The sequence below is a fragment of the Kineosporia babensis genome (assembly GCF_021129305.1).
Lineage (GTDB): Bacteria > Actinomycetota > Actinomycetes > Actinomycetales > Kineosporiaceae > Kineosporia > Kineosporia babensis.
Genome location: NZ_JAJOMB010000003.1, coordinates 97,802 through 112,763 on the forward strand (window position 1 = coordinate 97,802; position 14,962 = coordinate 112,763).

Consider the following 14,962-nt stretch of genomic DNA (forward strand, 5'->3'; position numbering starts at 1 on the left):
CCCCTGCCAGGAGGCCATCGATCATGCCCGTCCGTGCTCAGGAGACCTGTGTGAAGAAAACCGAAGTGGCGATCGTCGGCATCGGATGCCGTTTCCCCGGGGGAATCCGCTCCCCCCAAGGGTTCTGGGAGTTCCTGGTGCAGGCCCGGGACGGCATCACAGCCGTCCCGGGTGATCGCTGGGACATCAACCGTTACTACGACGCCGATCCGGACACCCCGGGCCGGATGTACACCCGGCACGGCGGTTTCCTGACCGATCCACTCTGGGAATTCGATGCCGAGTTCTTCGGTATCTCCCCGCGTGAGGCCCAGGTGATGGACCCGCAGCAACGTCTGCTGCTGGAGGTCACGGCCGAGGCGCTGGACGACGCGGGCCTGGCCGGGCGGGTCGCCGGCGAGCAGGTCGGGGTGTACGTCGGTGGTTTCATGAGCGACAACCAGGCGGCCCGGCACACCTCCGGGGCCCGGTCCCAGATCACCTCGCACACGGCCACATCCGGCACCCACACCATGCTCAGCAACCGGCTCTCGCATGTTTTCGACCTGCGCGGGCCCAGCCTGACCATCGACACCGCCTGCTCGTCGTCGCTGGTGGCCTTCCACCAGGCGCACCGGGCCGTGCTGAGCGGAGAGTGCTCGGTGGCGCTGGTCGGCGGGGTGAACGCGATGCTCAGCCCGGAGACGTTCGTCTCCATGAGCAAGGGCCGTTTCCTGGCTGCGGACGGCCGGTGCAAGACCTTTGACGCCGCCGCCGACGGTTACGCCCGGGGTGAGGGCGCGGGTCTGCTGGTCCTGAAGACCCGCGAGGCGGCGGAACGGGACGGAGACCGGATCTACGCGGTGATCTGCGGAACCGGGGTGAACCAGGACGGCCGCACGCCCGGTATCACGGTGCCGAACCCGCAGTCCCAGACCGCGCTGATGCGGCAGGTTCTGGGCGAGGCCGGGGTGGATCCGGCCGAGGTGGGCTACATCGAGGCACACGGAACCGGCACTGCCGTGGGCGATCCCCTGGAGATGCAGGCGATCGGCGCCGCTCTGGGGGCAGTGCCCGGGCGGCGCCGGGACCTGTGGGTCGGTTCGGTGAAGGCCGCGATCGGGCACACCGAGGCCGCGTCCGGCGTGGCCAGCGTGATCAAGACGGTCCTGTGCCTGCAGCACGCCGAACTGGTACCGCAGGCCTGGCTGAACGAGCTCAACCCGGCCATTCCGTTCGGGCAGTACCGGCTGCAGGTCCTCACCCAGGGCCAGGACTTCCCGGTGCTCGGGGAGCGACGTCTGGCCGCGGTCAACAGTTTCGGTTACGGCGGGACGAATGCCCACGCCCTGCTGGCCAGTGCTCCCGAGCCCGCGCGGCGCCCCGGTACGGCCGGGCCGGTGCAGGTGTTCCCGCTGTCCGGTCGCACGGTTCAGGGGGTCCGGGAGATCGCCACCAAGTGGTCGCAGGCGCTGGAGACGGTGAAACCCCAGGCGTTGTGCGCGGCGGCCTGGACCCGCCGGGCGCATCACCCGCAGCGGATCGGCCTGCCCTACACCGATGCCGAAGACCTGCGCCGCAAGCTCGATTCCGTCGCCGCCGGTGAAGGCCGGGTCCCGGCCCGGACGGTGACCGCGACGAACCCGACCGTGGTGTTCAGCGGGATGGGACCGCAGTGGTGGGGTATGGGCCGTGGCCTGCTGCAGGCCGAGGGCCCGTTCGCCCGGGCCGCGGCCGAGGTCGACGAGGCGTACCGCAGCATCAGCGGTGTCTCGCTGATCGGCGAGCTGCTGCGCGACGAGGACTCCTCACGGATCACCCGCACCGAATTCGCCCAGCCCACGAATTTCCTTGTGCAGGTCGGCCTGATGGCCGAACTGCGCAGTCTCGGGGTACAGCCCACCCGGGTGATCGGCCACAGCGTCGGCGAGGTGACGGCCGCCTACGTCAGCGGAATGCTCAGCCTCCAGGACGCTGTCGCGGTCGCCTACCATCGCAGCCGCCTGCAGGCGACGCTGGCGCACACCGGCGTGATGCTGGCCGTCGGCCTCTCCGAAGCCACCGCCGCCGAACTGATCCGAGGCCGCGAGATCGATGTGGCAGCGGTGAACAGCCCCACCGGGGTCACGCTCGCCGGCTGTTCCGAGGCGATCGACGAACTGGCCCTGCTGCTGGAGGCGGACGGCGTGTTCGCCCGCAAGCTGCGGGTCGAGGTGCCCTATCACAGCCGTCTGATGGATCCGATCCTGGAACCGCTGACCACCGATCTGGCCGGAATCTCGCCTCGGCCGCCCGAACTGGAGGTCTGGTCGACCGTGACCGGGCAGCCGGCCGCCGACCAACTGTGGGGGGCCGCCTACTGGGCCCAGAACGTCCGTAAGCCGGTTCTGTTCGCCGAGACCCTGGCCAGGATCGTCGACGCCGGTGAGACCGCCTTCCTGGAGGTCGGCCCGCATCCGGTGCTGTCCGGCAACATTCGCGAGATCCTGGTGCGCTCGGGTGTGAGTGGGGTGGCCGTGCCCACGCTGGTGCGTCGCCAGGACGACGCCGAGAGCATGTCCACGGTGGTGACGGACCTTTACGCGGCCGGTTGTCTCGACACCGCCCTGGCCACCGCCCACGCCCCGGGCGCCGATCCCGGGGTCGCCCCGCACCTCGAACTCCCCCGGCATCGTTTCGACCGCTCCCCCTTGTGGGTTCAGGCCCCGAGCGTCGAGCGCGAGTGGCTGGGAACGCCCGATGCGCCGCCGCTGCTCGGTGACCGCACCGAAACGGCAGCGCCGCAGTGGCAGGCCGACCTGTCGCGAGCCCAGCTGCCTTGGCTGCCGGACCATGTCGTGGCGGGCACGGTGCTCCTGCCGGCCACCGGATTCGTGGACGCAGCCCTGTCGGCGACCCTGGCGCTGGGGGCCGAGTCCGCGGTGCTGGAGGCGGTCCGGGTGATCGCGCCGCTGGTGATCGGCGAGAGCGAGGTGCCGGTCCTACGCACCTCGGTCGAGCCCAGCACCGGCCGGTTCACCATCAGTTCCCGTCCGGCCACCGGCGGCGAATGGACGGTGCACGCCACCGGGCGGGTGCTCGATGCCCTGGCCGAGCCGGTCCCCGGGGTCAGCGGGGTGCCGATCACCGCGGAGCACATCAGTGGTGTCGATCTGTACGCCCGTCTCTCGGCTCGCGGCCTGGAATACGGCCCGGCCTTCCGGCGGGTGCAGCACCTGGAGCTGAGCCAGGATCGCGTGGTGGCCGAGGTGGACGGCTCGGTCGGCTCCGACGGGCATCCGGCGCATCCGGCGGTCACCGATGCAGCCCTGCAGTGCGTGGCCGCGCTGATGGCCCAGGCCGGTGGCGGTCCTCTGGTGCCGTCCGAGATCCGGGCCGTGCGCCTGCTGGCTGCACTGCCGGCGCGGATCCAGGTCACCGCCGATCGCGTTGCCGGCGAAGAACTTCAGGCCGATGTCGTCCTGCGTGATCCGGACGGCGCGGTGGTGATGGAACTGCTGGGGGTCCGGTTCCGCCCGCTGACGCCGGCCCAGCCGGTTCTCGCCGAGCTCGGCCCGCTCTGGTACGAGCCGGTCTTCGAGGCCGTGGCCGAGCGGGAAAGCACCTCGGTAGCGGAAGCGCTGGTCGCGTTGCCCCTGCACGCCGACGGTCTGCCTCTGGCCGCGGCACTGAACGCCCGTCGTCCCGGGACGCACCTGATCGACGCTCTGGCCGGGTGCGAGGGCCCGCTGAGCGCCGAGCGGGTGCAGGCCCTGCTCACCGAACCGCTGTCCCACCTGCCGGCCGATCAGCCCGTCGTGGTGGCCGTGATCGCTCCAGCGGCTCAGGTCGCTCCCGGCCAGTTGCTGCCGGAGCACGGCGCGGCTGAGGTGACGGCGCTGGTCGGGGCCTTGGCCGGGGTGGCCCGGTGCCTGCCGGAGGCCAGTGAGGCCGGGCTGGCGGTGGTCGTGGTCACCCAGAACGCCTTCGCCCTGCCCGGTGACCGGACCGGTCCCCAGCTGCTGCCGGCCGCGCTGGTGGGAGCCCGCCGGGTGCTGCTGAACGAGCAACCGCACGTGCGGTGGCGGCTGGTCGACACCGCACAGCAGACCGAGGACGACCTGGACTACCTCGCCCGGGAACTGTCCGCCGACGGCCCGGACGAGGTGGCCCTGCGCGACGGCGTGCGCCTGGTGCCGGTCCTGCGCCGCACGCTGCCCGAGCTGCTGGAACTGCGCGGGCTGGCCTCACCGGTCCTCGACCAGGAGGAGTCGTTCGCGATCGAGGCGCCGGGGTCCCTGGCCGGGATCCGCCTGCGCCGGGTGCCACGACGCGCTCCGGAACGAGGTGAGGTCGAGGTGCGGATGGAGAGCCTGGGCCTGAACTACAAGGACGGACTGAAGGCGATCGGCCTGCTCACCGAGGTCGAGATGGAGGGCACGTACTTCGGCACCGGGCTGGGCATGGAGGGCCTGGGCGTGGTGACCCGCACCGGGCCGGACATCACCGAGGTGAAGGTGGGCGACCGGCTGATCGTGGCCGCCCGGGGCATGGGCCGGCGCTTCGCCACCATCCGGCTCGACGAAGGCGGCACCGTCCCGGCCCCCGCAGGCTGGGACAACGCCGAGGACTTCGCCTCGGCCGTCTCGTTCCTGACCGCGCATTACGGCCTGGCGCACGCAGCCCGGCTGCGGGCGGGCGAGACCGTCCTGATCCACGGCGGGGCCGGCGGCACGGGCCGGGCCGCCATCCAGGTGGCCCGTTCTCTGGGCGCCACGGTCATCGCGGCCGCCGGTACCCCACAACGCCGGGCCGAGGTCGAAGCTGCGGGCGCGCACTATTCGGTCCGCTCCCGTTCGATCGGCTTCGTCGAGGAGGTCCTGGCCCTGACCGGCGGACGAGGCGTCGACGTCGTCCTGAACACCGCCCCCGGTGAAGTCACCCAGCAGAACCTCACCGTGGCGGCCGAGTTCGGCCGGATCGTCGAGGTCGGCAAGCAGGGCATCTACACCGGTGCGGTGCTGGATCTGCGGCCGTTCGACAAGAACCTCTCCTTCACCGCGATCGACCTGGACCGGATGATGCGGCACCGTCGCGACCTGGTGCTGCAGCTGATCGGCGAGGTGAGCGATCGGTTCGCCGAGGGGCAGTACCGGCCACTGCCGACCCAGGTGTTCGGGCTCGGCGACCTGTCCGGAGCCTTCGACGCGGTGATGCGGGGCAGCACGAAGGCAAGGGTCTGCCTGGATCTGAGCACCCCCGCCCCGGCCGCGCTGCCGGCCGTCCCGACCCCGGGGATCCGGCCGGACGCGACGTACCTGATCACCGGTGGGTTCGGCGCGTTCGGCCTGGCCATCGCCCGCTGGCTGGCCGGGCAAGGAGCGCGCTCGCTGGTGCTGGTCGGCCGCGGCGGCGCAACGTCCGCGGCGGCCCGCTCCACTCTGGCCTACCTCGAGGACGAGGGGGTGAACGTGGCGATCGAGCGCACCGACGTCACCGTTGCGGGGGCCCTGGACGCCGTCATCCGGCGCAGCAGCGAACTGCGCGGCGTCTATCACACGGCCGGGGTGCTGCAGGACGAGTCGTTCGCCGACCTCACCCAGGAAGGAGCCGAGCGGGTCATCGGCACCAAGGTCGCCGGGCTGGAACACCTGCACCGATCGCTGGTCCGGGCCGGGGCCGAGCTCGACCACCTGGTCCTGTTCTCCTCCACCAGCGCCCTGACCGGGACGGTGCCGCAGTTCTCCTACGCGGCGGCGAACAGCGTGCTGGATGCCGCCGCGGCCCGGCTGCGGGCCGACGGCTGGCCGGCCGTGGCCGTCGACTGGGGAGCCATGCGCGGCGGTGGGATGGCTCAGTCCAGCGAGGAGATCGAGCGGTACCTGGGCCTGCTCGGCCTGAACCCGATCGGGATGGACCGCGCGGGCGAATACCTCGGCGAGGTCATCGCTTCCGGGGTGAGTCAGGTGGCGGTCGTGGATGTCGACTGGGCGCAGTGGGCCCGCACCCATCCGGAGGCTGCCCGCAGTTCCCGCTTCGCCGGCCTGATCGCCGAGAACGGCGGCGGCGAGTCCGGCAGTGCCCTGAGGGCCCAGCTTCTCGCGCTGGAGCAGGAGCAACGGACGCAGGTGGTCTCGGCGATCCTGACCGATCAGGTGGCCACGGTGCTGGGTATCCCGGCCGACTCGATCGACCCGGCGACTCCCCTGCCCGAGCTGGGCATGGACTCGCTGATGGCGGTCGAGCTGGGCGCCCGGATCAACCTGGCCCTCGGCCTGGAGGTCTCGGCCCTGGAGTTCAGCCGGGGCGGAGGCCTGCACGGCCTGGCCGGACGTTTCACCCTGCGACTGACCGGAGAGAAGGCATGAACCCCGAAGACCTGCTGGCCAACGCCCGCCGCCTGATCGAGGCCCGGCCCACGAACCAGGTGGCGGCCGGCGAGCGCCGCGTGGCCACCATCGAGGAACTGCCGCAGGTCGTGCTCAGCGGCGAGCGCGACTCGTTCCTGGCCGCCGGGCTGGCCCTGCTCGACGCCCCCAACCCGTACTACCTGCCGCACAACGGTGTGAACGGCGCCGAGGTGGAGATCCTCGGGCGCACCATGGTCAACTTCGCCGGGTACAACTACCTGGGCCTGGCCGGTGACCCGCGGGTGCAGGCGGCCGCCGCCGAGGCGATCGGCACGTTCGGCACGTCGGCCTCGGCGGCCCGGCTGATCGGCGGTGAACTGCCGTTGCACGCCCAGCTCGAGGAACGCCTGGCGGCGGCCTACCAGGTGGACGACGCGGTGGTCACCGGCAGCGGTTTCCTCACCAACGCGGCGGCGCTGGCGTTCCTGCTCGGCGAGGGTGATCTGGCGGTGTGCGACTCCCTCGTGCACAACAGCATCGTCTCGGGGACCCGGTGGGCCGGTTGCCGGCGGATGTCGTTCCAGCACAACGACCCGGACGCCCTGGAGGCGCTGCTGAGCCGCAGCCGTCGGCACTTCGGTACTGCTCTGGTGGTGCTGGAGGGCGTCTACAGCATGGACGGCGACGTGGCCGCGCTGCCGGAGCTGGTCGAGGTGGCGCGCCGGCACGAGTGCTTCGTGATGGTGGACGAGGCGCACTCGTTCGGGGTGCTCGGCGAGACCGGTGCGGGGATCCACGAGCACACCGGACTGGCGGGCACCGACGTCGATCTGTGGATGGGGACCCTGTCGAAGTCGATGGCCAGCTACGGCGGCTATCTGGCCGGGTCCCGGGAGCTGATGGCGGCGATGAAGATGTCGGCGGCCGGGATCAGCCTGTACGCCGCGGCGCCACCACCGGCGCAGATGGCCGCGGCCGGGGCGGCGTTCGACATCATGCTGGCCGAGCCCGGACGGCTGAAGCAGTTGCGTGACAACCAGGCGCAGATGCTCGGGGCGGCCCGGGCCGCCGGACTGGACACCGGTCTCGCCCAGCCCGGTACCCCGCTGGTGCCGGTGATCACCGGGGGCACCGAGACCACCATGCGGATCTGCCTGGCCCTGCTGGACCAGGGGATCCACACCACGGCGATCGTGCATCCGGCGGTGGCGGAGACCGAGGGACGTCTGCGGTTCTTCGTCACCTCGGAGCACACTCCGGAACAGATCAGGCGGGCGGTCGCGGCGACCGCCCGGCTGATGGCCTGAAACTGGGACGGCCCACCGGCTCCAAGCCGGTGGGCCGTCCGCGCGGGCCGAGGATCAGGGCTGGACGGTGAGGAACAGCCAGGCGCCGAGCAGGACCAGGTGCACCACACCCTGCAGCGTGTAGGCCCGGCCCTGCACCACGGTGAACGCGGTGACCACGATGGTCAGCGCGAACAGGATCATCTGGGTGGGCTCCAGACCCAGCTCCAGCGGTCCGGACAGCCAGATCATCGCGATCGCCACGGCCGGGATGGTCAGGCCGATCGAGGCCATCGCCGAGCCGTAGGCCAGGTTCAGGCTGAGCTGCACCCGGTTGCGGGCGGCGTTGCGGCCGGCCGCGATCGACTCGGGGGCGAGCACGAACAGCGCGATCACCACACCGACCACCGCGTAGGGCAGGCCCAGGTCGCTGACCACGTTCTCGATGGTCGGCGAGAGCAGCTTGGCCAGGCCGACCACCGACACCAGCGACACGATCAGCAGGCCCAGGCTGACCCAGGCGGCGCTGGCCGGCGGCGGGTCGGCGTGACCGTCCTCGTCCAGGTCCAGCAGGCCGGTGACCTTGCCCTGCTCGTCGCTGGAGACCGGCAGGAAGAAGTCGCGGTGCCGGATGGTCTGGGTGAACACGAAGGTGCCGTACAGGGCCAGCGACGCGACGGCCGCGAAGACCAGCTGCGACGTGGAGTAGGCCAGGCCCGCCGCGGAGGTGGTGAAGGTGGGCAGCACCAGCGCGATCCCGGCCAGCGCGATCACCGTGGTCACGGCCGAGCCGGTGCCGGAGGCGTTGAAGCTGACGATGTGGTGCTTGCGGGCGCCCAGCAGCAGCGACAGACCGACGATGCCGTTGAAGGTGATCATCACCGCCGCGAACACCGTGTCCCGGGCGTAGGTGCTGGCCCCCTGGCCGCCGCTGGTCATCAGCAGCACGATGAGCGCCACCTCGATCACGGTGACCGCGACCGCCAGGATCAGCGAGCCGAACGGTTCACCGACCTTGTGGGCCACCACCTCGGCGTGGTGCACCGCAGCGACGATCGACGCGATCAGCGCCACCGTCACCAGCGTGAGCTCCAGCCAGTGGTCGTGCCGGAACCAGGTCACGGCCAGGACGAGTGCGGAGACGACAGGGAGGACGAGCGGCCACCGGAGACGCTCAGTAGATGCAGGGGCGCTCATAGGGTCAACCTATCGACAGTTACCCTCGGTCGGCACGTCGGGGCCTGACCGTTATGTGGCTGTAGCCTGATGCGGCAGCATGTTTCGCGGGCGAAAGTGGGCGAGATCTCCATCCCCGCACCAGATCAACGCCTTTGGCGCCCCGTCCCGCGAGAATCTCAAAGCCGCACGACCCGGCCCCGGAACGATGCCCCGGAGCCGAGAAAGCCTTACCCAAGAGCCGATTCACCAGCTCATTACGAACGACTAACAATCTTGCCGGTTCGCTTTAGCTTCTGACGTCACCGTTTTAGTTGCCTGCAGCATCTTCTGCACCGGCGCCCGACGTCACCCGTTCGGTCCACATCTCGTAGCCTGGCCCGATGGACCCGGCCGCCACCCAGACCCCCGCCGCCGTGCTCTGGGACATCGACGGCACTCTGCTCACCTCCGGAGGAGTTGCCGCCCGCGCCTTCCTCGAGGCTGTCGAGCAGGTGACCGGCCGGGCGCCGATACCGGACGGGATCGAGTTCGGCGGCCGGATCGATCCCGAGATCGCACAGTTGCTCCTGGAAACCATCGAGCACGACGTCAGCCATGTCCCGGCCGCCCTGGCCCACTACCACGACCTGATGCGCGAGCGCACCGAAGCACTGAACTCCCGGACTCGGGCTCTGCCCGGCGTCCAGGCCCTGGTGTCCGAACTCGCCCAGGCCCAGGTCCGGCAGACCGTTGTCACCGGCAACATCCGCTCCGTCGCCGCGATGAAGCTGGCCGCCGCCGGGCTGGTGCCTCCCATCGACGTGGAGGCCGGCGGCTACGGCGACAGCGGCGCCACCCGGGCCGACGTTGCTGCCGCCGGCCTGCAGTCTCTCTTCGGGGCCGAGTGGCGCTCCCGCGCGGCCGAGTGCTGGATCATCGGTGACACCCCACGCGACCTGGCCTGCGCCCGGGCGGTCGGTACGCGCTGCGCCTTGGTGGCTACCGGGCGGACACCAATGGACGCACTGGTCGGGTTGGGCGCGGACGTCGTGCTGAGCGGTCTGGAGACTTCCGAGGACCTGCGGCGCTTTTGGGGCTGATCACCGGAGCCTCGAAAGTGAACTCGGCCTCCGGCCTCGCCGTGCTTCAGGGAGACGGTTCCGACCAGAGAAGGCAGCGATGCTCCCGCCCACCTACGCAACAGTCCTCCGCCCCGGGGAACATCTCTCCGACCGGGCGGTGAGCAGCCCGAACGGCGAGTTCAGCCTGGTGCACCAGCACGACGGCAACGTGGTGATCTACCGCAACGCCGACGGCCACGCGGTCTGGGCGACCGGCACCAACTTCCAGGGCGATGTCGATCTGGGCGCGCGCACGGGCCGGCTGACGCTACGCGAGAACGGTTCGCTGGCGGTGCAGGACTCCGACGGCATCTACCTGTGGCAGAGCCCGGCGCAGCCGAACCCGGCGCAGTTGAGCCTGGTGGTGACCGACCGGGGCCAGGCCCTTCTGGTGGACGGCTCGGGCCGGGAGGTCTGGTACTCGCCGCGCCCGCCCGAGTACTGGCGCGTGTGGAAGTCCGTGTCCGACGGCCACCGACTGCGCCGTGGCCAGACGCTGCGGGGGCAGTCCCTGACTTCGGCCAACGGCCGCTTCACCTTGGTGTGGGACCACGGCGGCCAGGTGTACCTGCGGGAGAAGGACGTGGGGGTGCGCTGGCTACGGCGGCTCGAGCCGGGTGCCGGCCTGGTGATGGACGACGAGGGCAGCCTGGACGTCCGGCACCCCAACGGGACGGTGTCGAGCTGGACCCTGGCCCCCAGCTGGCAGGGCGTGCACGAGTGCTATGTCAGCGACGAAGGACGGATCACGCTGGCCGACGGGTCCGGCCAGGTGCTGTGGGCCGGTGAGGCTCCTCAGGGCATGCTGCGGGACGCCGAGTGGCCGGCCGATATACCCGAGCGCCGGCTGCGGTCCTCGGAGCGCCCGGAGATCGACCTGTCCGATCACAACGAGTTCGACGCGCTGGTGGTACGCACCGACTTCGAGCATCCCGAGGCCTGGGCCCGGATCGTGGCCGAGCTGCACCTGCCGATGCAGGGCGTGCCGGACTCCGAGCCGGCGACGCCGCGGCTGATCGACGATCCGATCTGGGCCGGCGCCCACTACGAGGAGATTGTCTCGGCCCTGCCTGCGGATGCTCCCGAGGCGGTTTTCGTCGCGGACTCCGAAGCCATGAGCACCGACGATCGCGGATTGCTGGCCGTTCACGCCGAACGACTGCTCAATCCGGAGGAATTCGCCGAGGACTTCGATCCGGACGAGGTGCCGGAGGCCTTCCGGATCGAGGCCCGGCAGGCCGAGCTGATGACAGTGAACCTGGCCCTGGCCAACTCGGACTTCGAGGACTGGGTGCACCAGGGAATCGACCTCAGCGCCTGAAGAGTTCGGCCATCAGGTCCCGGCCGGGTAGGGCGTGCTGCCACCGCGCCACCCGGCCGAGGACACGTGAGGACCGTACGAGGAGCCGACCGAAACGCACCTCGCCCACGGTGTTCTCACGCAGCTGATCCACTGCGTCCTGCAGGAGAGCCACCAGGTCGTCCGAGGGTGCCTCGCCGTGAAACGTGGCCTGGTAACGGGCTCGGGATCGGGCCAGCCGACCCGGTGTCTCGCCGTCCGGGTAGACGGCCACGTTCAATCGGCACGCAAGCAATGCTTGGAGCAGCCGCGGTGAGACCGGTCCGTTCAGCGACAGCAGCAGGTTGGCCGGGTACTCCCCTCGGCTGACGTCCTCCGGCGGGATCCGTTCCAGCAGCGCCCGCTTCTCCTCCTCCTTCTCCTGCCGGCGGCTGTCGGGACTGGATCGGCCGGCCCAGTCCGGACCGTCGTGCCAGGCCACCGCCGCGGGCTCGTGGGCCAGCACGGCTCCAGCGTTCCAGGCGCGGAACGCGAACTCCCAGTCCTCGCCCCCGTAGTGCCGGAACGACTCGTCGAACCCGCCGATCTCGCTGAACAGTTGGGCGCTGCAGCACATCACCGCACTGATCACGTACTGGTAGCTGGACGAATCCGCCCTCAGCAGATCGGAGCTGTCCCGGTATCCCCGGCTCAACCACTCCGGTGCGCCCAACTCCCGAGGCGCCGGCCCGTGTCCGTTGATCCAGTCCCTCACCTCCAATGGCGTCCAGCCCGCCAGATCGGCGTGCTCACGACGGCCGACCACCAGAGCATCAGGAACCAGGGACGGTAGGCGCGAGATTGCTTCCAGGTATCCGGTGGTCGGGATGGTGTCCTGGTCCAAGAACACCAGCACCTGCCCCCGGGCCGATCGAACGGCCAGGTTACGGGCTGCGGCAGCCCGAAAACCCAGATCCTCCTGGCGTACTACGCGCACGTCCAGAGAGCAGGCGTCGAGGGTCAAGGGTTGCGGTGAGCCGTCGTCGGCCACGATCACCTCGAACCGGGAACGCGGATAGCTCTGCAGGCGCAGCCCTTCAAGCAGCATCGCCAACTGCCGCTCACCCTGGTAATAGGGCACGATGACGCTGAGGAACGGGCGAGGATGGGCTGCCGTCACCAGATCCCAGCGGTTGCCCGGCACCACGTACCGGCCGTCGGGCAGACAGATCATCGGCTCAGGACCGGTCCGGGCCGGGACGGTTCCAGAGCCTGGGCATAGGCCGCCGCCACCGACGCCTCGTGCCGATCCGTAGGTGGCCCGACCTCCAGCCAGGACCGGGCCGGTTCGGCCAGGACTGCCCTCGCCGATTCGGCGAAAGACCCGGGCCGGTAGAGATTCACCAGCCCGGGGCAGGCCTCGGCCAGTTCCCGGGAGTAAGGACCGGCAGCCACCAACGGACGACGTCCGGCCGCGATCCAGCTGTTCAGCGAGCCCGACGCCGAGATGTTCGGGGCCGGGACGACGGGAAGCGCAACCTGCCGCAACCTTTTCAGCAGATCCTCTTGCGGAACGTACCCGGTCACCTCGAAGCCGCGTCCGGATTGCGCGGCCCGAGACGACAGGTGAGCGATCAGACCGTCATGGCCCTCGGCCGGACGACCGATCGCGGTCAGCCCAAGATCGGTCGGCAGTTCGCGCATCTCCTCCAGCAGTTCCTCGTGCCCCTTGCCCGGGTAGAGAAATCCGAAGACGGCGGCCTGCCGAAGTGGGCGGGGACGCTGCTGCGCTTCGATCGGCGAACCGGCAACCATGGGCAGCGGAACGACCTGAGCAACCACAAGCTTGGCGAACGTCTGCAAAAGGCCGAGTTCATGGCGGCTGTTCACGAAGACCGCATCCGCGGCTTCGGCCACCGCCCGGAACCCGTCCGCCCGGCGCCGGTACCGCGATGGTTCGTCCCCCGGGTCCGGCAGGTCGTGCAGCGTCACGCTGAGCGGAACCGGAAGGTTCGCGCGCATCCGCAGGAACGCAGCAGCGGCCGCACGAGCGTCCGGCCCGAAAAGCGCCTCGGTGTAATGCACATGCGCCCGCCGGATACCCTCCGGCTCCAGATTCTGCGGATCGGCCAGAAAGACTCGCCGACCCCCGGTACTGCGGGCCAGCCAGTCCGCGAAGATCACCACCCCGTGCTCACGCGGCCCGATCACCAGATGCGTCACCTCGCTCATCCGGAGATCACCGCCATCGGTTGCGCCTGCCGGGGTTCGATCAGTCGGCGCACGGCTCCTCGGTAGATCTCTTCGTGCCGCCTTCGGACGTCGGTGAGCTGTCGCGCCCGCATCTGCGGGTCCGCGGGTGGTACCGGGTCGGCGGTGAGCGCCTGCTGAACCGCGGCCGACAGCGAAACCGGATCCAGACCGAAGGTTTCGTCGTGCTGGTAGCCGACCACCTCGTCCCATTGGTCTGCGTAGTACCCGCACGAAGGGGCCACGACCCGGGTGCCCAAGTCCCGGCAGGCCTCCAGCCACCCAGAATGAGTACCGAACCGGTTGGGCAGAACGTACGCGTGCAGGCCCTGAAGGTAGGCGGCGAACTCAGGATCGCTGAAGCGTTCGTGGACCGCCAGGTCGATCAGCCCTTGCTCAGCGAGGCCGCGAGTCAGTCTCAGCTCCAACCGGTTTCGTACCCCGGGGTGCAGGTCGACCCGTAACCGGGCCGAGGCCGTCTGCGCCCCGATCAGCGCTGCCTCCACCACCAGGTCGGGCTCGACCACGTTGCGGCGCAGGTCTTTGAAGTGGATGCCGATCATGCGTTCCCGGCCGCTGGCGAGCATCGGCTGGGTCGGGGTGCCGAAGACCGCCGGATGCTCGAGCACCTGAGCCTTGCGCCCCCACCGGTGACGGATCTCGGCCGCGGCACCGGTGGTGAGGGTGATCACCGCGGCCGCGGCCGGCACCAGCAGATCCAGATGCCGGTCGTGGGCCTCGGAGCTGAGCTGATGCGGGTTGCGCAGGTCGTGCACGGTCAGCACCAGCGGGACCTGAAGAATCCCCAGTTGGGCGATCCACACCTGCATCTCGTCGGCGCTGAGGTGCTCATAGCCGAAATGCAGGTGCACCAGGTCGAACTCGTGGTGGTGCCGGCCGATCCACTCCGGGGTCAGCGCCAGGCTCGGAACCTCCAGGGGCGAGCTGGCGAATCGCCACCGGCCGGGGCAGACCTGGCGCACGTACGGATGCTCACCCGGGATCTGCAGAACCTTCAGCCTCACGAGGTACGGCATTCGTACACGCCGACCTCGGAACCCGTCCAGCTGTTGCCGATCCCGGGGAAAGTGGCCAGCACCCGTTCGTGGTCCCAGTCGTCCACCACGTGCACTTCGTGCGGGTTGCCCTCGAGCGCGCCCTGCGGGTAATGCACCACCGGGATGGACAGATACACGGCCCGGGCCGCGGCTTTACGCGACTTGTCCCACAGCGCCAGGGCCTCGGGCTCGCTCATGTGCTCGGCCACGTCCCCCAGGATCACCACATCCGCGTCGGGGAACTCCAGCTTCCGGGCGTCTCCCAGCACGATCTCGTCGTAGTGGTCGCGCAGCCGGTAGGTGTGCACGTACGGCTCGTAGATCTCGATCCCGGTGATCCGCTCGATCGGCAGCTCCCGCAGCAGCTTGGCGTAGGTACCGACCCCCGGGCCGATGTCCAGCACAGACACCGGGCGGTCGGCAGCGAGCTCGGCGACCCGGTCGCGGATCCAGCTCTTTCCTTCGGCTGAACTCATCGGCATGCGCCGCAGCATGGCACCGG

General features: G+C 70.2%; 9 protein-coding genes. 4 read left to right on the forward strand and 5 right to left on the reverse strand.

Going from position 1 to position 14,962, the window contains the following annotated elements; translation table 11 throughout:
- Nucleotides 1-50 precede the first annotated feature (50 nt).
- Together LR394_RS06350 and LR394_RS06355 are read left to right on the forward strand one after the other, a co-directional pair.
- Nucleotides 51-6,326, forward strand: a complete 6,276-nt coding sequence (locus tag LR394_RS06350) for a type I polyketide synthase (protein ID WP_231439463.1) — start codon at nt 51-53, stop codon at nt 6,324-6,326.
- Nucleotides 6,323-7,615: an aminotransferase class I/II-fold pyridoxal phosphate-dependent enzyme gene (locus LR394_RS06355; RefSeq protein WP_231439465.1), complete on the forward strand. Its 1,293-nt coding sequence runs from the start codon at nt 6,323-6,325 to the stop codon at nt 7,613-7,615. The genes LR394_RS06350 and LR394_RS06355 overlap by 4 nt, the downstream gene beginning before the upstream one ends.
- A gap of 54 nt (nt 7,616-7,669) precedes the next feature.
- On the opposite strand, the gene LR394_RS06360 is transcribed toward LR394_RS06355, so the two are convergent.
- Nucleotides 7,670-8,791 (reverse strand): calcium:proton antiporter, encoded by a 1,122-nt coding sequence (locus LR394_RS06360; protein ID WP_231439466.1) that lies wholly within the window; start codon nt 8,789-8,791, stop codon nt 7,670-7,672.
- A 362-nt stretch (nt 8,792-9,153) separates the two neighbouring features.
- Here LR394_RS06360 and LR394_RS06365 point away from each other — a divergent pair, with 362 nt between their 5' ends.
- Nucleotides 9,154-9,852 (forward strand): HAD family hydrolase, encoded by a 699-nt coding sequence (locus LR394_RS06365; protein ID WP_231439469.1) that lies wholly within the window; start codon nt 9,154-9,156, stop codon nt 9,850-9,852.
- A 79-nt stretch (nt 9,853-9,931) separates the two neighbouring features.
- Entirely contained in the window at nt 9,932-11,194 is a 1,263-nt protein-coding gene (locus tag LR394_RS06370) for a DUF6924 domain-containing protein (RefSeq protein ID WP_231439471.1), read from the forward strand.
- On the opposite strand, the gene LR394_RS06375 is transcribed toward LR394_RS06370, so the two are convergent.
- The 4 genes from LR394_RS06375 to LR394_RS06390 are packed head-to-tail and all read right to left on the reverse strand — an operon-like array spanning nt 11,184 to nt 14,942.
- Complete coding sequence (locus tag LR394_RS06375) at nt 11,184-12,386, reverse strand: glycosyltransferase family 2 protein (protein WP_231439473.1); 1,203 nt, start codon at nt 12,384-12,386, stop codon at nt 11,184-11,186. The two genes, LR394_RS06370 and LR394_RS06375, sit on opposite strands and share 11 nt — an antisense overlap.
- Complete coding sequence (locus LR394_RS06380) at nt 12,383-13,384, reverse strand: glycosyltransferase family protein (RefSeq protein WP_231439475.1); 1,002 nt, start codon at nt 13,382-13,384, stop codon at nt 12,383-12,385. Before LR394_RS06380 ends, LR394_RS06375 begins: the two co-directional genes overlap by 4 nt.
- Nucleotides 13,381-14,427, reverse strand: coding sequence for a glycosyltransferase family protein (locus LR394_RS06385; protein WP_231439477.1), 1,047 nt, complete (start codon nt 14,425-14,427; stop codon nt 13,381-13,383). Before LR394_RS06385 ends, LR394_RS06380 begins: the two co-directional genes overlap by 4 nt.
- Nucleotides 14,424-14,942 carry a class I SAM-dependent methyltransferase gene (locus LR394_RS06390; RefSeq protein WP_231439478.1) on the reverse strand — a complete coding sequence of 173 codons (519 nt, stop codon included), beginning with the start codon at nt 14,940-14,942 and terminating at the stop codon, nt 14,424-14,426. The genes LR394_RS06385 and LR394_RS06390 overlap by 4 nt, the downstream gene beginning before the upstream one ends.
- Between the last annotated feature and the right edge of the window lie 20 nt (nt 14,943-14,962).

Bases quoted from the DNA above. Each gene is read 5' to 3' on its own strand.
- LR394_RS06355 (WP_231439465.1), top strand. From the start codon at position 6,323: ATGAACCCCGAAGACCTGCTGGCCAACGCCCGCCGCCTGATCGAGGCC.
- LR394_RS06360 (WP_231439466.1), bottom strand. From the start codon at position 8,791: ATGAGCGCCCCTGCATCTACTGAGCGTCTCCGGTGGCCGCTCGTCCTC.
- LR394_RS06365 (WP_231439469.1), top strand. From the start codon at position 9,154: ATGGACCCGGCCGCCACCCAGACCCCCGCCGCCGTGCTCTGGGACATC.
- LR394_RS06370 (WP_231439471.1), top strand. From the start codon at position 9,932: ATGCTCCCGCCCACCTACGCAACAGTCCTCCGCCCCGGGGAACATCTC.
- LR394_RS06375 (WP_231439473.1), bottom strand. From the start codon at position 12,386: ATGATCTGTCTGCCCGACGGCCGGTACGTGGTGCCGGGCAACCGCTGG.
- LR394_RS06380 (WP_231439475.1), bottom strand. From the start codon at position 13,384: ATGAGCGAGGTGACGCATCTGGTGATCGGGCCGCGTGAGCACGGGGTG.
- LR394_RS06390 (WP_231439478.1), bottom strand. From the start codon at position 14,942: ATGCCGATGAGTTCAGCCGAAGGAAAGAGCTGGATCCGCGACCGGGTC.